Below are 19,696 nucleotides of genomic sequence, written 5' to 3' on the forward strand. Positions count from 1 at the left end.
TTCTGTTTTTGGAGACCACTATGACTCAACTGTCTGAATTTCAAAGGGAGCGGGTCCAGGCCGTATTGGCGGCCTCACCCCTGGTGCCGGTAATTGCCATCCAGGAGCTGGAGGACGCCGTGCCCCTGTGTCAGGCCCTGGTCGATGGCGGCATCAAGGTACTGGAAATCACCCTCCGTACCGAACACGGGGTCGACGCCATCCGCGCCGTCCGCGAAGCCATCCCCGAGGCCTGGGTGGGGGCAGGGACGGTCACCAGCGTGGCCGAGTACCGCAAGGTCGAGGCCGCCGGCGCCCAGTTCGTCATCACCCCCGGAGTTACCGAGGCCATCCTGGAGTTCGGCGTTACCTCGGAGGCACCGCTGCTGCCCGGCATTTCCACGGTATCGGAACTGATGATGGGCTATGCCCTGGGCTATCGTGAGTTCAAGTTCTTCCCTGCCGAGGTATCCGGCGGAGCCGCGGCCTTGAAAGCCTTCAGCGGTCCGTTCGGTGACGTCACCTTCTGCCCCACTGGTGGTATCCGCCGCGACACGGCGAAGGACTATCTGGCCCTGAAAAACGTCAAGGCCGTTGGTGGCTCCTGGCTGACGCCGGCGGATGTGGTGGCCAACAAGGACTGGGCCCAGATTACTGAAATCGCCCGTGGGAGTTTGGCTGACCTTCAGGGGTGAGTGTACTGCCTGAAGCCTGCCAGTTCTGGAGTTGGCAGCCCGAGGACCGGCATTCCGGGAATCGCTGCGAGCACATCCATGTGCCCTTGAGGCTGGCCATCCTTGGCCAGCCACATTCCCGGAACGCCGGTCCCCGGGCCGCTGCCAGCTGCAGCGATATCTCAGCAGTTGTCCTTAGTCTCTTTGAAAGAAGTCGGCCACAAAAAACTAGGCCCCATCGAGTGGGGCCTGGTTTTCATGCTAAAACGCCAATGGAGTTGGGCTAGCGAATCTCCGAGCCAACCCGAACAATCTTCATGGTGTTGGTGCCGCCCTGGGCATTCACATAGTCACCCTTGGTGATAACCACCAGGTCACCTTCCTTCACGGCTCCCCGATTCACCAGTTCAGAGATCGCCAGCGCATTGGTGCGCTCATTTGGCACCTTGGCGGAGTCGAAGGGGATGGTCTGCACGCCCCGATACAGCACGACCCGGTGCTGGGTCCAGTGATGACGGGAGAACGCAAAGATTGGCAGGCTCGACTTGATGCGGGACATCAGTCGCGGTGTGGCGCCGGTTTCGGTCAGGCAGATGATCGCGGCGACACCCTCCAGGTGGTTGGCGGCGTACATGGCGGACAGGGCGATGGCTTCGTCCACTTCCTCCATGCTTTCGTGAATTCGGTGCTTGGACTGGTGCATGGACGGGTGCTTCTCGGCGCCCAGGCAGATGCGCACCATGGCTTCCACGGCCTCTTTCGGGTAGTCGCCCACCGCGGTTTCGGCCGACAGCATCACCGCGTCGGTGTAGTCCATGACTGCGTTGGCGACGTCGGAGACTTCCGCGCGGGTGGGCATGGGGCTGGTGATCATCGATTCCATCATCTGGGTGGCGGTGATCACGGCACGGTTGAGTACCCGGGCTCGCTGGATGATGTGCTTCTGCACGCCCACCAGTTCGGCATCGCCAATCTCGACCGCCAGATCGCCCCGGGCCACCATGACGGCGTCGGAGGCCTCGATGACCGCGTCCAGGGCTTCGACGTCGTGGGCCAGTTCCGCCCGTTCGATCTTTGCCACCAGGCCGGCGTTGGAGCCGGCATCCTTGAGCAGTTTGCGGGCCACGTGCATGTCGTCCGCGGTCCGAACGAAGGACACCGCAACATAGTCCGCGTCCAGTTTGGCGGCGGTCACTATGTCCTGCTTGTCCTTTTCGGTCAGGGCGTCGGCAGACAGACCACCGCCGCGCTTGTTCAGGCCCTTGTTGTTGGACAGCGGGCCGCCGATCAGCACCTTGGAGGTGATGCTGTGATCGTCAACGGACTGCACTTCCATTTCAATGCGGCCGTCGTCGAGTACCAGGATGTCGCCAGGCTCGACGTCCCGGATCAGCTGTTCGTAGTCGATACCCACGCGCTGGTCGGTACCCGCTTCCTTGTCCATGGCGGCGTCCAGCACGAAGGTCTGGCCGGCGCTCAGGGTGACCTTGTTTTCGGCAAAGCGGGCAATGCGCAGTTTCGGGCCCTGGAGGTCGGCCAGCAGGGCAACGAAGCGGCCCTGAGCGGCGGCGGCCTCGCGCACCCGTCGGGCGCGTCCGATGTGTTCTTCGGCGCTGCCGTGGGAGAAATTCAGTCGGGTAACATCGACTCCGGCGCCGATGATGGCGGCAAGGGACTCTGGCGAGTCGGTGGAGGGGCCGAGGGTGGCGACAATTTTGGTACGCCTGAGCATGGTTGGTGTCCTTTGGTTCTTTGGTAGAGGCTCGAACAGGGTAGCGGAATATTCCGGGCCGGCCAGTGTTAGTGGCCGGCTTTCATCAGTGCGATGGCATTATCCAGCATGCGATTCGAAAAACCCCACTCATTGTCGTACCAGGCCATGACTTTTACATGACGGCCCAGGACGCGGGTGTGATTGGCATCGAAGACGCTGGAGAGGGCATTGTGGTTGAAGTCCACGCTGACCAGTTTCTCGATATTGTAACCCAGCACCGGGTTGTTCTCGGCAGCCGCTTTCACGGCCGCGTTGATTTCCTCCACCGTGGTATCCCGGCTGGCGATGAAGCCGAAGTCGACCAGGGACACGTTAATGGTCGGCACCCGCACGGCCAGGCCGTCCAGTTTGCCGTCCAGGGCCGGGATCACCTTGCCGATGGCGGCGGCGGCGCCGGTCTTGGTCGGGATCATGGACTGGGTGGCCGAGCGCGCCCGGTACAGGTCACTGTGGTACACGTCACTCAATTTCTGGTCGTTGGTGTACGAGTGTATGGTGGTCATCAGGCCGCTTTCGATGCCCACGGTCTTGTGCAGGGCTTCCACCACCGGTGCCAGGCAGTTGGTGGTGCAGGAGGCGTTGCTGATGATGTTGTCATCGGCGGTCAGGGCCTGATCGTTGACGCCGTAAACCACGGTGGCGTCCGCGTCCGGACTGGGGGCGGAGATGATGACCTTTTTCGCACCCGCGCGCAGGTGGGCGGCGGCCTGGTCCCGTTTGGTGAACAGGCCGGTGCATTCGAACACCACGTCAACGCGATGGTCGCCCCAGGGCAACTGTTCCGGGTTGCGCAGGGCGGTAATGGCGATCCGGTCGCCGTCAACGGTCAGGGATTCGGCATCGTGGCTGACGTCGGCGGCGAAGCGGCCATGCACACTGTCGTATTTGAGCAGATGGGCGTTGGTTTCGGCGTCGCCGAGGTCGTTGATGGCGACGATCTGAAGTTGGTTGCGGTAGTTATTTTCATACAATGCCCGGAGAACATTGCGACCGATGCGGCCAAAACCGTTGATTGCGATGCGGATTGTCATGTTCTGACTCCTTGTTTGGCTAATTTTTGTTCGTTTCATCTCTATTTTGTAGTAAATATAACAACAAAAAAAGAGTAAATGAACGATCAAAGGGTGGAAATGCCAAAAAAAGGAAGTAAAATTACATCTTAAAACCACCACTCTAATAATGAACGCGATGGAGCTCAGCATGCACCCCACCGTCGACAAGGTTACCCAGCGAATCATCGAGCGCAGCCGCGGTACGCGGCAGGACTACCTTCAACGCATGAACGCTTTGAAGGCGCAATCCCCCCACCGCAGCTCACTGTCCTGCGGCAACCTCGCCCACGGCTTCGCGGCCTGCGGCCAGGATGACAAATACACCCTGAAGTTCATGAACAAGGCCAACGTCGCCATGGTGACGGCCTACAACGATATGCTTTCGGCCCACCAACCCTATGAAAAGTTCCCGGAGATGATCCGGGAGGCGGCGCGTGGCATGGGCTCGGTGGCCCAAGTGGCCGGTGGCACCCCGGCGATGTGCGACGGCGTGACCCAGGGGCAGCCGGGCATGGAACTGAGCCTGTTTTCCCGGGACACCATCGCCATGAGCACCGCGGTGGCGCTGAGTCACAACATGTTTGACGCCACCCTGCTGCTGGGGATCTGTGACAAGATCGTGCCCGGTCTGCTGATTGGCTCGCTCAGTTTTGGCTACCTGCCCACCATCCTGCTGCCTGCCGGTCCCATGCCGTCCGGCTTGCCCAACAAGGAGAAACAGCGGATCCGTCAGCTCTACGCCGAAGGCAAGGTCGGCAAGGACGAGCTGCTGGAGGCCGAAAGCAAGTCCTACCACAGCCCCGGCACCTGCACCTTTTATGGCACCGCCAACAGCAACCAGCTGCTGGTTGAGGTGATGGGTCTGCATCTGCCCGGTTCGGCCTTTGTGAATCCCAACACGCCCCTGCGGGATGAGCTGACCCGGTTTGCCACCGAGCAGGTCATCCGGCTGTCCAAACCCCACGGCGGCGAATTGGGCCTGGCGGACATGGTCGACGAGAAAGCCATCGTCAATGCCCTGGTGGCCTTGCTGGTCACCGGCGGCTCCACCAATCACACCATTCACTGGATCGCCATTGCCCGGGCGGCGGGCATCATCATTGACTGGAACGATTACGCCGAGCTGTCCTCGGTGGTGCCATCGATGACCCGAATCTACCCCAACGGTCAGGAAGACGTGAACGCCTTCCACGAGGCCGGTGGCACGCCGTTTCTGATTCGCGAGCTGCTGTCGGGCGGGTACCTGCACAACGATGTCAACACGGTGGTCGGCCACGGTCTTGAGCGTTACACCGAGATGCCAGAGCTGGAGGGCGGTAAGCTGGTCTGGAAACCGGCACCGGAAAAGAGCTTGCGCCCGGATGTACTCAGCTCGGCCGCCGAGCCGTTCGCACCGGATGGTGGCTTGCGGGTGCTGGATGGCAATCTGGGCCGGGGCGTGATCAAGGTCTCGGCGGTGGCCCCGGAGCACCGGGTGGTGGAGGCGCCGGCGGTGGTGTTCGATGACCAGAACGAGCTCAAGGCCGCTTTTGACGCCGGTGATCTGGACCGGGATTGCGTGGTGATCGTGCGCTTCCAGGGACCCAAGAGTAACGGCATGCCGGAACTGCACAAGCTCACGCCGTACCTGGGGGTGTTGCAGGATCGCGGGTACAAGGTTGGCCTGGTCACCGACGGCCGCATGTCGGGCGCGTCCGGCAAGGTGCCGGCAGCCATTCATGTCTACCCGGAGGCCCTGGAAGGCGGGCCCCTGGCGCGGGTCAAGAACGGCGATCTGATTCGGCTGGATGCCGAGCAGGGCGTGCTGTCGGTGCAGCTTGAGGACCGGGTTTTCGCCGACCGGGAATCGGCCAGCGCGGACCTGACCGGGTACCATCACGGCTACGGACGGGAACTGTTTGGCTGGATGCGCCGCGCCGCCGGCAACCCCGAGGAAGGCGCCAGCTTTTTCTGGAATCACGACGCATGACTGCCGTTCAGTACGCCCTGGTGGGTGACATCGGCGGCACCAACGCCCGATTCGCCCTGGTCGAGCAGGGCGGCTTCGAGCCCCAGGCGATCGAGGTCCTGGCCTGTGGTGACTACGGCACCCTGGACGAAGCCGTGGTCGATTACCTGGCCCGGGCCGGGGTTGCCGAGGTTGCGGAAGCCTGCTTTGCCGTGGCCTCGCCCGTCACCGGAACCCAGATCCGAATGACCAACAATCACTGGCGGTTTGACACCGAAGAGGTCCGGGCCCGATTTGGCTGGCGGACCTTCAAGGTGATTAACGATTTTACCGCGATGGCGCTGGGGGTGCCCCACGTGCCCGAGCACAACCTGGTACCGGTGTGCGGCGGACCGGGCGACCCGCATCGGCCCAGGCTGGTGATTGGGCCCGGCACCGGCCTGGGGGTGTCGGGACTGGTGCCCATCACCAACGGCTGGGTGCCGTTGATGACCGAGGGCGGCCACGTGGATTTCGCCCCGACCGAAGACACCGAGATGGCCATCCTGCGAATTCTCAAAGCACGCTTCGGTCGGGTGTCGGTGGAGCGCATTCTGTGCGGCCAGGGCCTGTTGAACCTCTACCAGGCCCACGCCGAAATTCAGGGCCTGCCGGCGCCGCTGGACGCGCCCGAGAAAATCACGGCCGCGGCCCTGGGACAGGAGGATGCGCTGGCGCGCGCCAGCCTGCGGCATTTCTGCGAGATCCTGGGGCGGGTCACTGGCAACGCGGTCCTGACCCTGGGCAGTACCGGAGGCGTCTACCTGTGTGGCGGTATTTTGCCACGCTTCCTCGATTTCTTCCTGGAAAGCCCGTTTCGCGCGGGCCTTGAGGACAAGGGGCGGATGCGCCCGTTGATCGAGCGCACGCCGGTGTTCGTGGTGACCGAGCCCTACACCGGGCTCCTGGGTGCCGCCGAGGCCCTGGCCAACGCCGAAGTCTGAGCCTTCCTGCTACCAGAGCCTGGTCACAGGTAGTGGACCAACTGGTCCTGGTCGAACCGGTATTGCTGGTTGTAGACCCCGTTCTCCGCGCGCCGGCCGGCGGCGACCACCATGGTCACCAGACCGCGGCGCGGAATCCCGAGCAGTTTTTTCACCCGATACTCGTCGAAGCCTTCCATCGGACAGGAGTCGTAGCCGTGGGCGCGCAGGGCCAGCATCAGGTTCTGCGCGGCCAGCGCGGTCGACTTGGTGGCCCAGACGTTCATTTCAGCGGGCGAGTAAGGGCCGCGCGGAACCGGGCGCGCCAGCCCGAGCACCAGCCCGGCCGCTTTCTTGGCCGCGCCCAGTACCCCAAACGGGCCCTGGTTGTAGTGGATCGGCGCGATCTTCCGGTAGTACTTGTCGACGATGGGCGGTAAGGTAGCCTCGGGCCAGTGCTCCAGCGCCAGCCGGGCGTGGCGCCGCCAGGTGTCGGTGCGGGCGACGATGGCGATCAGCACCGGCGCCGTCCGGGCCGCATTCTGGCCCAGGCAGGCCTCGGCCAGCCGGGCTTTCAGTTCCGGGGTCTGCACCACGTAGAATTCCCAGGGTTGCAGGTTGCTGGAATTGGGCGCCAGGGTGGCCAGTTCCAGGCAGTCGGCCAGCACCTGGGGCGGTACGGGCTCGCTCAGGAACCGGCGTACGGACCGGCGTGAGCGCACCACCTTCTGAAACTCCTCAACGTTGATCTCGGGCAAGGCGCCGGCATTGGCGTTCATGATGGCTTCCTTTCAGTGTGGGTTGCTGGGAACCCATGGATACCACAAACTGCCCCTGATGCAATTGCCGGAATGACTTTGGAGGCGGGCTTGGGCCTGTGAGTGAGGGTGACATGACGGAGCAGCTGGCGGAGCTGCCGTTTCAGGAGCTGGTGCAACGGGTGCGGGCGTGCACCCTGTGCGCGGACCATTTACCCCTGGGGCCCCGGCCGGTGGTCCAGTTGTCGCAGACGTCGAAAATTCTGGTGGTCGGGCAGGCGCCGGGCCGACGCGTGCACGACACCGGGTTACCCTTTAACGACCCGAGCGGCGACCGCTTGCGGGCCTGGATGGGCATCGACCGGGACACCTTCTACGACGACCGGCAGCTGGCGATTCTCCCCATGGGCTTCTGTTATCCGGGTACGGGTAAATCGGGCGACCTGCCGCCCCGGCCCGAATGTGCGCCGGCGTGGCGGCAACTGCTGCTGGACCGGCTGCCCGACATCGCGCTGACCCTGGTCATTGGCCAGTACGCCCACGCCTGGCATCTGCCCGATGGCGAGCGGTCGGTGACCGGCAACGTCCAACAATGGGCCAGGTACTGGCCGACACTGGTGCCCATGCCGCACCCAAGCCCGCGCAACAATCTTTGGCTCAGGCGCAATCCCTGGTTCGAGCAGGAGGTGGTGCCAGCCTTGCAGAGGCGGGTGGCCGAGGTGCTGGGGCAAACCGACTAGGCACTGCGATGGGCGGCATCGTCCGCCATTGGCGCCGGTTGCTCCGCCTGCAGGTAATCGTTCAGGGCCGACACGTCCGCCGCGCTGGCATAGAGCCCCTGCTTGGTCCGGCGCCAGAGGATGTCGTCCGCATCCACCGCCCATTCGGCCGCGCGCAGGTAATTGACCTCGGCGGCGTACAGGTTGCCGGCAAAGCGCTGGCCCATATCCTCGAGCGAGCCACAGTCCCGCAGCAGGTCGTAGGTGCTGGTGCCGTAGGTGCGCACGTAGCGGCTGATCAGGGTTTCCGGCAGCCACGGAAAATCGCCGTGCAACCGCGCCGCGAGCTGTTCCTGGTTGTCGAAATCACCGCCGGGCAGGACCGCGGTCCGGGTCCACCGGGCCCCGGCCTGGGGGAAGAACTGGCAGAGCTTGTCGGTGGCCGCTTCCGCCAGTTTCCGGTAGGTGGTGATCTTGCCGCCGAATACCGAAATCAATGGTGCCATGTTGGGGCCGCTGTTGACCTCGAACGAGTAGTCTCGGGACGCCTTCTGCGCGTTTTCTTCTTCCCCGTCCATCAGCGGTCGCACCCCGGAATAGGACCAGACCACGTCCTCGGCGGTCAGTTGCCGAGCGAAGTGGGCGTTCACGATGTCCAGCAGGTACCGGGTCTCTTCCGGCGAAATCCGGGCTTTCTTCGGATCGCCCTCGTATTCGACGTCGGTGGTGCCGACCAGCGAAAACTGGTCCTCGTAGGGGATGACGAACACGATGCGCTCGTCCTCGTTCTGCAGGATGTAGGCTTCGGTGTCCCGATTCAGGCGCGGCACCACAATGTGGCTGCCCTTGACCATGCGAATGGCCCGGGGCGCCGGCATGGACAGGGTTTCCCCGAACAGCCGGCTGACCCAGGGGCCGGACGCGTTCACGATGGTTTTCGCGGACACCGTCTGTTCGGACTGGTCGAGCATGTTGCGCAGGGTCACCTGCCAGGTGTTGGCGCCCCGTTCCGCCTTGACGCACTTGGTCCGGGTCAGGATTCGGGCGCCGGCCTGCTGGGCCTTTTTCGCGGTCAGCACCACCAGGCGGGCGTCGTCGACCCAGCCGTCGGAGTACTCGAAACCCTTGGTCAGCTCCGGTTTTAGCGGGCCGGTGGGGTCAAAGGTGATGGAGCGGGAGCCGGGCAGCAGCTCGCGCTTGGCCAGGTGGTCGTACAGAAACAGGCCGGTGCGGATCATCCAGGCTGGCCGGAGGTGGGGCCGGTGGGGCAGGCGAAAGCGCATCGGCCACATGATGTGCGGTGAATTCCGGAGCAGCGATTCACGCTCGGCCAGCGCCTCTCGCACCAGACGGAACTCGTAGTGCTCCAGGTACCGCAGGCCGCCGTGAATCAGTTTGCTGCTGCTGGAGGAGGTGGCCGACGCCAGGTCATTCATCTCGCACAGGAGCACCTTCAGGCCTCGTCCCGCCGCATCCATGGCTATCCCGGTGCCGTTGACGCCGCCGCCGACGACAACAACATCAAAGGTTTCCTGTTCCCCTGTCATGACTGATCTGCTCCTGACGGACGCCTGTGTAAGGTGCCCTTGCGGTGAAAATTGAACAATAAGTGACCGACCTCGACATTATGCGAAAGTCTAAAACCTTCGTAAAGGAAAAAAAGAAAATAAACGAAAATCTGTGAACCCGTAAAACGAACCGCAACGCGGCGCCGGTTAGCGGTCAGACAATGTGCAGTTCGACGCTGTGTTCGGTGAGCAGCTGGCGAATGCCTGCGGGAGGCTGGCGGTCGGTGAAGACGTGATGGGCCTGCTGGATTTTGCCCAGCCGCACCATGGCCTTGCGGCCGAACTTGGTGTGGTCGGCGGCCAGCAGGACCTGATCGGAATTGGCGATGATGGCCTGGGCTACCCGGACCTCGCGATAGTCGAAATCCAGCAGGGACCCGTCCTCGTGGATACCGCTGATGCCGATGATGCCGAAGTCCATCTTGAACTGGTTGATGAAATCCCGGGTCGCCTCGCCGACGATGCCGCCATCCCGGTTGCGGACCTCGCCGCCGGCGATGATCACGTGGAAATCCTCCTTGGCGGACAGGATCGAGGCCACGTGCAGGTTGTTGGTGACCACCTGCAGGTTTTTCCGCGCCAGCAGGGCCCGGGCGATGGTTTCGGTGGTGGTGCCGATGTTGATGAACATCGAGGCATTGTCGGGGATCATCGCCACCAGGGCCTGGGCGATGCGTTCCTTGGCCTCCAGGTCCATGATCTTGCGGTCCTGATAGGCGGTGTTGGTGGTGCTGGAATCGATCCCGGCACCGCCGTGATGGCGGCGTAGTCGGTTCTGCCCGGCCAGCTCGTTGAGGTCCCGGCGGATGGTCTGGGGCGTGACCTTGAAGTGATCGACGAGCTGCTCGGTGGTGACGAACCCGTTTTGCTGGATCAGCTCCATGATCAGATCCTGTCGGCGCCGCTGTGCCATTGAGTCTTCCTCCGAGTTGTCGTGCTGACGGGAACCGGCCCCGGCAGTGTACCGTGTCGCGCCGGTTTCTGCTGCCCCGGGGCTCAGCGAATCCCCAGTTCCCGCAAGCGTTTGTACAGCGTGTTGCGGCTGATCGCGAGCCGGCGCGCGGTTTTCGACACGTTGCCGGTGCACTCCCGATAGACCTGCAGGGTCCGGGGCAGTGGGTCCGCCGTGGCGTCGTCGTGCTCCGGTTCGCTCAGGTCCGGCCGGGTTTGCTGGCTGGCTGACGTGGAATCGTACTCGGCCAGGAAGTCCTCCGGCAGGTGCCAGATCTCCACGTCCTTGCCATCGGCAATGGCAATGGCCACCCGCAGTACGTTGACCAGTTGGCGGATGTTGCCCGGCCAGGGGTGGTTTTTCAGGGCGGCCATGACCTCTGGCGCCAGGGTCTCGGCCTGATCCGGATCCCGGTACTGCCGGTAGATGTCGCAGATCAGTTCCTGCCGGTCGGTGCGCTGGCGCAGGGGCGGCAGGTGTACCGACAACCCGTTGATCCGGTAGAACAGGTCGGCGCGGAACTGGCCGGCATCGACACGGCACGACAGCGGCCGGTTGGTTGCGGTGGCCAGTAGGATGTCCACCGGCACACTCTCGGTCGAGCCCACCGGGGTTACCACCCGCTCCTGCAGGACCCGCAGCAATCGCGACTGGGCGGCCAGGGGCATCTCGCCGATCTCATCGAGAAACAGGATGCCTTTGTGGGCCTTGCGGATCAGCCCCAGCGAGCCCTGGGCCCGGGCCCCGGTGAAGGCGCCGGATTCGTACCCGAACAGTTCCGACTCCACCAGCTCCGGTGGAATGGCCGCGCAATTGACCGCCACCAGGGGCTGGTCCGAGCGTGCGCTGGCCCGGTGCAGGGCTTTGACCAGCACCTCCTTGCCGACGCCGGTTTCCCCGGTGATCAGGACCGGCAGCCCGCGCTGCAGCACTTTCAGCGCCTGCTCGGCGCACCGGCGCACCGAGGTGTCGCCGTACTCCAGGCTGGTCAGGTTGTGCGGGGCGGTGCCGATCTGCGGGGCGACGTCCCTGGGAATGGGGGCGGATTTGGCGGCGGCGGTCTGGTGATCCGGTGCGGGCGGGTGGCTCAGGCGGGCGCTCAACCGCACCTTGCCCTGGGTCACCAACTGCACCGGCGTCCGTTCCGGATGCTTGAGGATCTGTTCGCCGGAACTGGTGAACAGCTCGTTCAGGGTGCGACCGACGGTGCCAGTGGCCAGCAACTGGTCGGCCCGCTGGTTACTGGCAACCACCAGGCCCTGATCATCGCACACCAGGATGCCGGACCAGGGACTGTCGAAATTGTCGGCGGTGGTGTTCAGGGTGATCTGGACATGGCTGGTCTCGAACTGGCGGCTGAGCAACCGGTTTTCCACCGACTGCGCCAGCAGGCGCACCATGCCCAGGGTGTGGGCCTGGGGCAGGTAGGCGTCGCTGAACACGGCGAGCACACCGGCCACCCGTTGGTCGGCATCGACAATCGGGGCTGCCGAGCCGATCAGGCCGCGAAAGTGCTTCAGGTAATGGTCGTTGCGCTGGATCTGCACCGGCGCCTGGCCGGCAATGGCGGTGCCAATGGCATTGGTGCCAACCACCGATTCCTGCCAGTGGGCGCCGGCAGCGAACCAGGGGCGCAGCCCGGTCTCAATGACCCGCTCGTCGCCCCATCGGTCGAGTACCCGGGCGTGCTGGTCTGCCAGCACAATGAGGCAGCGGCTGCTGGCCAGAACGTTCTGGTAGTAGGGTTCCACCTCCGCCGAGGTGCTCGCGATGAGGGCATCGTGGCGGCGTCGGAGGTCGCTGAGCTGGGCCGGGTCGGCGCTGTGGGGCGCGGGGATGTCCAGGTGACCGAGCCCGCTCGCCGAGCAGCGATGCCAGGAATCGGTAACCAGACGACGGTCGTTGGCGCGTTCGTTTTTTCGCATACACCGGTCCTTGGTCGTGACCTTGTTTTTGTTGTGGCCGGACGCGCCGCTCCGGACGGCGTCGGCGTCCCTGACTGTTCAATAATGTGTTCAACTGAGCGCTTGGTCAATGTTCAAGCTGCACAGAACAGCCTAAAACGAACATGGTCAATTTTCGCGAACGGATGTCTCAGTTTCTAAAAAGGTGCGATAAAACATAGTCCTAGTAACTTTCTTTGGAGGTGCGCCGCAATCTGGTACGCCGATTGCGTTCACCGTGTTCGCAAAAGAACAAAAAAGGAAGGTCTATGTCCTTAGTACTGGAGCAGCTCTCCCATGAGGTCGACGGTATCGATTTCATCCGGGATGCCAACCTCACCTTCGAGGCGGGTTCTTTCAATGTACTGCTGGGCCGTACGCTGGCCGGGAAAACCTCGCTGATGCGGCTGATGGCGGGGCTGGACAAGCCCACCAGCGGTCGGCTGATCTACAACGGGGCCGATGTCACCGGGCAGTCGGTGCAGAGCCGCAACATCTCGATGATCTACCAGCAGTTCATCAACTACCCGAACCTGACCGTGTACGAGAACATTGCCTCGCCCCTGCGCCTGGCCAAGACTCCGGACAGCGAGCTGGATCGCCGGGTCCGGGAGACCGCGTCCATGCTGCGAATCGAACCCCTGCTCAAGCGCCATCCGCTGGAGCTGTCCGGAGGCCAGCAGCAGCGCACCGCCATGGCCCGGGCGCTGGTCAAGGATTCCACCCTGGTGCTGTTCGACGAGCCCCTGGTCAACCTGGACTACAAACTGCGCGAGGAGCTGCGGGCCGAGCTGCGGCATCTGTTCCGCGAGCGCCAGTGCATTGCCGTGTACGCCACCACCGAGGCCAACGAAGCCCTGGCCCTGGGCGGCACCACCACCTTGCTGCACGAGGGCAGGGTGGTGCAGAGCGGGCCGGTGATGGATGTGTACCGGGCCCCGGTCAATACCCTGGCGGCGCAGCTGTTCAGTGAGCCGCCCATGAACATGATTCGCGGCCGGGTGTCCGACACCGAGGTCACCTTCGACGAGTATTCCCATCACGCCCTGACCCAGGGGCTGGCCCGGCTGAGTCCGGGCGATTACTGGTTTGGCATTCGCCCCAGTCACATCGGGCTGGTGCCGACCAGTGACGACGATCTGGAGATGTCCATGGAAGTGGAGCTGAGCGAGATCAGCGGCTCGGAAACCTTCATGCACGTGGAAAACAGCCATTTCGAGATGGTGCTGCAGCTCATGGGCGTGCACGCCTACCACACCGGGGCACCGGTCAAGGTTTACCTGCCGATCAACCGGCTGTTCGTGTTCGACAGCAACGAACAGCTGGTGCACACCCCGTCCCAGGTCTCCGGAGGAGCGGTCTGATGGCTGAGATCCAGTTGAAATCCCTTGCCCACAGCTACAACGCCCAGCCGACCGGCCCCGACGACTACGCCATTCGCCAGCTTGATCATGTCTGGGAGCGGGGTGGCGCCTACGCCTTGCTGGGCCCCTCCGGCTGCGGCAAGAGCACCATGCTCAACATCATTTCCGGACTGCTGGAACCCTCGGAAGGCGAGGTGTTGTTTGATGGCCGGCGGGTGAACGAGTTGTCCCCCCGGGAGCGCAACATCGCCCAGGTGTTCCAGTTCCCGGTGATCTACGACTCGATGACGGTATTCGACAACCTGGCGTTTCCGCTCAAGAACAACAAGGTACCCGGCTCCCAGATCAAGGCCCGGGTGCATGAGATCGCCGACGTGCTGGAAATCACCGACAAGCTCTACAAGAAGGCGAAGAACCTGACCGCCGACGAGAAGCAGAAGGTGTCCATGGGTCGGGGCCTGGTGCGGGAGGACGTGTCTGCGATCCTGTTCGACGAACCCTTGACCGTGATTGACCCGCAGCTGAAGTGGAAACTGCGGCGCAAGCTCAAGCAGATCCACGAGCAGTTCGACATCACCATGGTCTACGTTACCCACGACCAGCTGGAGGCCTCCACCTTCGCCGACAAGATCGCGGTGATGTACGGCGGCCAGATTGTCCAGTTCGGGACCCCAACCGAGCTGTTCGAACGCCCCAACCACACCTTCGTCGGCTTCTTCATCGGCAGCCCGGGCATGAACCTGGTCGCGGTGGAGCGGCGCCCCGAAGGGGTGATGTTCAATCGGGTGTTCGTGCCGCTGGAGCCCTGGCAGAACAGCCTGCTGCAGCGGGTCAAGAGCGACAACATCAAGATCGGTATCCGGCCGGAGTTCATCGAGATTTCCGAGAATCCATCGGACGAGACCCTGGAGGCCCGACTGTTGGACCTGGAGGATCTGGGCACCTACAAGATCGCCACCGTGGAGTTGGGGGGCGAGTCACTGAAAGTGCGCCAGAGCGAGGATTACCAGGGCGAGGTCGGCGACCTGGTTCACCTGCTGTTCCCGAAACAGTGGCTGATGCTGTACGTGGATGAGTTTCTGATCAAGGAGCAGCAGTGATGGCTAAGATCCCCAACAACCGCGCCTGGTGGCTGGTGCTGCCAGTGTTCATCCTGGTCGCCTTCTCGGCCCTGGTGCCCCTGATGACGGTGGTGAACTATTCGGTGCAGGACATTTTCGGCCCGGGGCAGGCCTACTACGTGGGCACCGAATGGTTCAAGGAGGTGCTGACCAACGAGCGCCTGCAGGACTCGCTGCTGCGCCAGTTCCTGTTCTCCGGTGCGGTGCTGCTGATCCAGATTCCCCTGGGCATCGGCATTGCCCTGATGATGCCCAAGTCGGGAGTGAAAGCCTCCCTGGTGTTGATCCTGCTGGCCATTCCGTTGCTGATTCCCTGGAACGTGGTGGGCACCATCTGGCAGATCTTCGGCCGCGGCGACATCGGCCTGTTTGGCTGGGCCCTCAATTCCATGGGCCTGGATTACAACTACACCGGTGACACGGTGGATGCCTGGTTCACCGTGCTGCTGATGGACGTCTGGCACTGGACCCCGCTGGTGGCGCTGCTGTGTTACTCCGGCTTGCGCGCCATCCCCGAGGCCTTTTACCAGGCCGCCGAGATCGACCGCGCCTCCAAGTGGGCGGTGTTCCGCTACATCCAGTTGCCGCGGCTGAAGAACGTGCTGGTGATTGCGGTGCTGCTGCGTTTCATGGACAGCTTCATGATCTACACCGAACCGTTTGTCCTGACCGGTGGCGGGCCCGGCAGCTCCACCACCTTCCTGAGCCAGACCCTGACCACCATGGCGATCGGCCAGTTCGATCTGGGCCGGGCCGCGGCCTTCTCGCTGATCTACTTCCTGATCGTGCTGCTGATTTCCTGGCTGTTCTTCACCGCCATCACCCACGCCGACAAAGAAAAATAAGGAGGGCGCGATGAAACAGACCCGCTCCAAGAACATCGGCATCGCCATCTACATCGTGCTGCTGCTGACCCCGATCTACTGGCTGCTGAACATGTCGTTCAAGACCAACCAGGAGATCCTCAGTGGCCTGACCCTGTGGCCGGAGAAGTTTACCTTCGCCAACTACGCCACCATCTTCACCGACCCGAGTTGGTACAACGGCTACCTCAATTCCATGCTCTACGTCTCCATCAACGTGGTGATCACGCTGCTGGTGGCCCTGCCGGCGGCCTACGCGTTCAGCCGCTACAAGTTCATCGGCGACAAGCACCTGTTCTTCTGGTTGCTCAGCAACCGGATGGCGCCGCCGGCGGTGTTCCTGCTGCCGTTCTTTCAGCTGTACTCCTCGATCGGCCTGTTTGACACCCACATTGCCGTGGCCCTGGCGCACTGCCTGTTCAACGTGCCGCTGGCGGTGTGGATTCTCGAAGGCTTCATGTCCGGGGTACCGCGCGAATACGACGAGATGGCCTACATTGATGGCTACAGCTTCCCCCGGTTCTTCGTGAAGATTTTCCTGCCGATGATCCGATCCGGGATTGGCGTTACCGCCTTCTTCGCGTTCATGTTCTCCTGGGTCGAACTGCTGCTGGCGCGGACCCTGACCTCGGTGGACGCCCAGCCGATCGCCGCGATCATGACCCGAACCGTGGGCGCCAGCGGGATCGACTGGGGCGTGCTGGCGGCGGCCGGGGTGCTGACCATCATTCCGGGCATTCTGGTGATCTGGTTCGTGCGCAACCACGTCGCCACCGGCTTCGCACTCGGACGGGTTTAAGGGGGAATCGACATGCTCGCATGGATGAACTGGACGCCGTCCGTCGCCATTTTCTTTTCGGTGATTGCCGCGATTCTGGCGGTGATGACGGTCTACGAAATCGTGTCCCCGTGCACCGAACGCAAGGGCTTTCTGCCCATCGCCACCACCCGGGGCGACCGGTTGTTCATTGGCCTGTTGTCCGCCGCCTACATTCATCTGATTTGGCTGGCGGTCAGCGACATCAGCTTGCTGGTGGCACTGGCGGTGTCGGTGGTCTGGCTGCTGGTGCTGCTGCGCTGGGGCTGATGGCGAGTGGGGCATTTCAGGATCATGGTCGAAACCCGGCGGTTTGCGGTTTCGGCATGAACGCATAGCGGCAAGAGGGCGCTATGACTCTGGCAGCGGGACCGGACCGGGCCCGCTCCATTCAATAAGGACGAACGAGGTTGGATATGCTCAAGAACAATAAATATCCTCGAACCATGCTGCTCAGCGCCGCCATCGGTGCGGCCGCCCTTGGTTTGAGCCTGCAGGCCGGCGCCAACGAGAATTTGGAGGCGGCCGAGAAGTGGGTAAACGACGCCTTCAAGCGCTCGACGCTGACCAAAGACCAGCAGATGCAAGAGATGAAGTGGTTCATCGAGGCCGCGAAGGAGTTCCGCGGCATGGACATCAACGTGGTGTCGGAAACCATCGCCACCCACGAGTACGAGTCCAGTGTCCTGGCCAAGGCCTTCTCCGAGATCACCGGCATCAACCTGACCCACACCCTGATCCAGGAAGGCGACGTGATCGAGAAGCTGCAGACCCAGATGCAGTCCGGCCGTAACATTTACGACGGCTGGGTCAACGACTCGGACCTGATCGGCACCCACGTCCGCTACGGCAAGGTGATGCCCGTGGAGGACATGATGAACGGCGAGGCCAGGAACCTGACCCTGCCGACCCTGGATCTCGAGGACTTCATCGGTCTTGAATTTACCACCGGTCCCGATGGCAAGCTGTACCAGTTGCCGGACCAGCAGTTCGCCAACCTGTACTGGTTCCGGGCCGACTGGTTCGAGCGCGAGGATCTGAAGGCGCAATTCAAGGATCGCTACGGCTATGAGCTGGGTGTGCCGGTGAACTGGTCCGCCTACGAGGACATCGCCGAATTCTTCTCGGTGCACGTGAAGGAAATTGACGGCGAGCGGGTCTATGGCCACATGGACTACGGCAAGAAAGACCCGTCCCTGGGCTGGCGTTTCACCGACGCCTGGTTCTCCATGGCCGGTGCCGGCGACAAGGGCCTGCCTAATGGCCTGCCGGTGGACGAGTGGGGCATTCGGGTCGAGGAGTGTCACCCGGTGGGTTCCAGCGTCAGCCGGGGCGGTGCCACCAACGGACCGGCCGCGGTGTTTGCCACCAGCAAGTATGTGGACTGGCTGCGCAAGTACGCGCCGCCCGAGGCCCAGGGTATGACCTTCTCCGAGGCCGGTCCGGTCCCGGCGCAGGGCAACATCGCCCAGCAGATCTTCTGGTACACGGCGTTCACCGCGAGCATGATTGAGGACGGTTTGCCGGTGGTGAACGAGGACGGCACGCCTAAGTGGCGGATGGCGCCGTCGCCGCGCGGGCCCTACTGGGAAGAGGGCATGAAGCTGGGTTACCAGGACGTGGGGTCCTGGACCTTCATGAAGTCAACTCCGGAGAAGCGCCGCCTGGCGGCCTGGCTGTACGCCCAGTTCACGGTGTCCAAGACCGTGTCCCTGGAGAAGACCATCGCCGGCCTGACGCCGATTCGCGAGTCGGACATCGAGTCGGCGGAGATGACCGCCATGGCGCCCAAGCTCGGTGGCCTGGTGGAGTTCTACCGCAGCCCGGCCCGGGTCCAGTGGTCGCCGACCGGCACCAACGTACCGGACTACCCGAAGCTGGCGCAGCTGTGGTGGCAGTTCATCGCCCAGGCCGCCTCCGGTGAGGCCACGCCCCAGGAGGCTCTGGACGGTCTGGCCCAGGCCCAGGATCGGGTGATGCAGCGGCTGGAGCGCGCCAATGTGATGCCGAACTGTGGCCCGAAACTCAACGAGGAGCGGGATCCCCAGTACTGGCTGGACCAGCCGGGTTCGCCCAAGGCCAAACTGGCCAACGAAAAACCCCAGGGTAAAACCGTGGCTTACGATGAGCTGCTGAAAACCTGGGAAGAAGCGCGCTAAGCGAGACATCGCTTTGTCGCAACAGGACCGGCCCACTTGGTGGGCCGGTTTTTTTGTGCCTGCAGAAAGGCCCGGTCGGCGCTCACGCCACCGGGTGTTGCCGAACGGCCTCCAGCAGCGCATACCACAGCGGCCGGGGCAGGGTGCACCGGGTACCGGCCAGGGCCGCCTGGATCCGTGATGACCGCATCGAGCCCAGCACCGGGATGGGCGCGCCCGGCAGCTGGCGCAGCCAGGCGATGGCCAGGCCGGTTTCGCACAGCCCGGTCTCCTCCTTGGCCGCGGCCAGTAGATCCCGGGGCAGGGCGTCGGCCAACGCGCCGCCGCCCAGGGGCGACCAGGCCAGCCAGCGCAGACCGTCACTCAGATGCGCTTCCAGGGTGCCGTCAAACACCGCACCGGTGTGGCCAAGCGACAGCTCGCTCTGGTTGCACGCCAATGGCAGTCGGGTGTGGCGCTGGAGCCAGCGCCACTGTTCCGGCAGGAAGTTGGACACGCCGATCTGGCGGATTTTGCCCGCGTCCACGGCGCGCTCGAGAGCCATCAGGGTGTCGTCGGCCCGCATCAGCGGATCCGGGCGGTGAATCAGGAAGGTGTCGATCTGCTCCAGCTGCAGCCGGGCCAGGGCCCGGTCCACCGCGGTGGTGAGGTAGTCCGCCTCGGCCCGGTAATGTTTGGTGTGCCACCGACTCAGGTCCCGACCAGCCGGCACGATGCCCGCCTTGGTGATGACCCGCAGCTGCTGGCGCAGGCCAGGATCGCTCGCCAGCGCCGCCCCGAAGGCCTGTTCACACTGGGTGTCGCCATAGATGTCGGCGTGGTCGTACACCGACAACCCCTCGTCCAGCCGGGCCCGGATCCAATCCGCCAGGCGTGCTGGTGCGGTCAGTTCCGGATGGTCGAGCAGTCGCATCATGCCCAGTATCAGGGGCGTGTCGGCTAGATAGTGGCTGGGTTCTGTCATCGCTGTGGTTCCCTTCCGTTACTCTGGGTTGGCGGCCATAATTCCGAACGCCATGAAAACAGACTCCCGGCCGGGGTGG

At 63.4% G+C, this 19,696-nt stretch carries 17 protein-coding genes; 10 read left to right on the forward strand and 7 right to left on the reverse strand.

The annotated features are described in order from the left end of the window. Positions 1-20 precede the first annotated feature (20 nt). Complete coding sequence (locus U5822_RS13420) at positions 21-674, forward strand: bifunctional 4-hydroxy-2-oxoglutarate aldolase/2-dehydro-3-deoxy-phosphogluconate aldolase (RefSeq protein ID WP_322856120.1); 654 nt, start codon at positions 21-23, stop codon at positions 672-674. A gap of 262 nt (positions 675-936) precedes the next feature. Here U5822_RS13420 and pyk read toward each other — a convergent pair whose 3' ends face one another. Both pyk and gap read right to left on the reverse strand, forming a co-directional pair. Further along, positions 937-2,385, reverse strand: a complete 1,449-nt coding sequence (gene pyk, locus U5822_RS13425; protein ID WP_322856121.1) for a pyruvate kinase — start codon at positions 2,383-2,385, stop codon at positions 937-939. A gap of 68 nt (positions 2,386-2,453) precedes the next feature. Then, positions 2,454-3,458: a type I glyceraldehyde-3-phosphate dehydrogenase gene (gene gap, locus U5822_RS13430; protein ID WP_322856122.1), complete on the reverse strand. Its 1,005-nt coding sequence runs from the start codon at positions 3,456-3,458 to the stop codon at positions 2,454-2,456. Positions 3,459-3,627: 169 nt separating this feature from the next. Between gap and edd the strand changes: the two genes are divergently transcribed. After that, entirely contained in the window at positions 3,628-5,448 is a 1,821-nt protein-coding gene (gene edd / locus U5822_RS13435; protein WP_322856123.1) for a phosphogluconate dehydratase, read from the forward strand. After that, positions 5,445-6,410, forward strand: a complete 966-nt coding sequence (locus tag U5822_RS13440; RefSeq protein WP_322856124.1) for a glucokinase — start codon at positions 5,445-5,447, stop codon at positions 6,408-6,410. Before edd ends, U5822_RS13440 begins: the two co-directional genes overlap by 4 nt. 23 nt (positions 6,411-6,433) lie before the next feature. On the opposite strand, the gene U5822_RS13445 is transcribed toward U5822_RS13440, so the two are convergent. Then, a complete protein-coding gene (locus U5822_RS13445; RefSeq protein WP_322856125.1) occupies positions 6,434-7,168 on the reverse strand; it encodes a nitroreductase family protein in 735 nt (244 codons plus the stop codon). Positions 7,169-7,281: 113 nt separating this feature from the next. Between U5822_RS13445 and U5822_RS13450 the strand changes: the two genes are divergently transcribed. Continuing rightward, positions 7,282-7,887 carry a uracil-DNA glycosylase family protein gene (locus tag U5822_RS13450; RefSeq protein ID WP_322856126.1) on the forward strand — a complete coding sequence of 202 codons (606 nt, stop codon included), beginning with the start codon at positions 7,282-7,284 and terminating at the stop codon, positions 7,885-7,887. Here U5822_RS13450 and glpD read toward each other — a convergent pair. The 3 genes from glpD to U5822_RS13465 all read right to left on the reverse strand — a co-directional run bounded on the left by glpD (position 7,884) and on the right by U5822_RS13465 (position 12,311). Beyond that, complete coding sequence (gene glpD / locus U5822_RS13455; RefSeq protein ID WP_322856127.1) at positions 7,884-9,413, reverse strand: glycerol-3-phosphate dehydrogenase; 1,530 nt, start codon at positions 9,411-9,413, stop codon at positions 7,884-7,886. The genes U5822_RS13450 and glpD overlap by 4 nt on opposite strands. A gap of 175 nt (positions 9,414-9,588) precedes the next feature. Beyond that, positions 9,589-10,347, reverse strand: coding sequence for a DeoR/GlpR family transcriptional regulator (locus U5822_RS13460; RefSeq protein WP_322856128.1), 759 nt, complete (start codon positions 10,345-10,347; stop codon positions 9,589-9,591). 83 nt (positions 10,348-10,430) lie between these two features. Further along, on the reverse strand, positions 10,431-12,311 hold the full coding sequence (locus tag U5822_RS13465) for a sigma-54-dependent Fis family transcriptional regulator (RefSeq protein ID WP_322856129.1): 1,881 nt from the start codon (positions 12,309-12,311) through the stop codon (positions 10,431-10,433). A 287-nt stretch (positions 12,312-12,598) separates the two neighbouring features. On the opposite strand from U5822_RS13465, the gene U5822_RS13470 reads away from it, so the two are divergent. The 6 genes from U5822_RS13470 (at position 12,599) to U5822_RS13495 (ending at position 18,653) form a co-directional block, all read left to right on the forward strand. Then, entirely contained in the window at positions 12,599-13,693 is a 1,095-nt protein-coding gene (locus U5822_RS13470; RefSeq protein ID WP_322856130.1) for an ABC transporter ATP-binding protein, read from the forward strand. Then, positions 13,693-14,793, forward strand: coding sequence for an ABC transporter ATP-binding protein (locus U5822_RS13475; protein WP_322856131.1), 1,101 nt, complete (start codon positions 13,693-13,695; stop codon positions 14,791-14,793). The genes U5822_RS13470 and U5822_RS13475 overlap by 1 nt, the downstream gene beginning before the upstream one ends. Continuing rightward, positions 14,793-15,659: a carbohydrate ABC transporter permease gene (locus tag U5822_RS13480; protein ID WP_322856132.1), complete on the forward strand. Its 867-nt coding sequence runs from the start codon at positions 14,793-14,795 to the stop codon at positions 15,657-15,659. The genes U5822_RS13475 and U5822_RS13480 overlap by 1 nt, the downstream gene beginning before the upstream one ends. Before the next feature lie 10 nt (positions 15,660-15,669). Next, positions 15,670-16,476, forward strand: coding sequence for a carbohydrate ABC transporter permease (locus U5822_RS13485; protein ID WP_322856133.1), 807 nt, complete (start codon positions 15,670-15,672; stop codon positions 16,474-16,476). A gap of 12 nt (positions 16,477-16,488) precedes the next feature. Continuing rightward, complete coding sequence (locus U5822_RS13490) at positions 16,489-16,764, forward strand: DUF2160 domain-containing protein (protein ID WP_322856134.1); 276 nt, start codon at positions 16,489-16,491, stop codon at positions 16,762-16,764. Between the two features lie 146 nt (positions 16,765-16,910). Further along, positions 16,911-18,653 carry an ABC transporter substrate-binding protein gene (locus tag U5822_RS13495; RefSeq protein WP_322856135.1) on the forward strand — a complete coding sequence of 581 codons (1,743 nt, stop codon included), beginning with the start codon at positions 16,911-16,913 and terminating at the stop codon, positions 18,651-18,653. A gap of 82 nt (positions 18,654-18,735) precedes the next feature. Here U5822_RS13495 and U5822_RS13500 read toward each other — a convergent pair whose 3' ends face one another. Further along, positions 18,736-19,617, reverse strand: a complete 882-nt coding sequence (locus tag U5822_RS13500; RefSeq protein WP_322856136.1) for an aldo/keto reductase — start codon at positions 19,615-19,617, stop codon at positions 18,736-18,738. Between the last annotated feature and the right edge of the window lie 79 nt (positions 19,618-19,696).

The sequence above is a fragment of the Marinobacter qingdaonensis genome (assembly GCF_034555935.1).
Lineage (GTDB): Bacteria > Pseudomonadota > Gammaproteobacteria > Pseudomonadales > Oleiphilaceae > Marinobacter > Marinobacter qingdaonensis.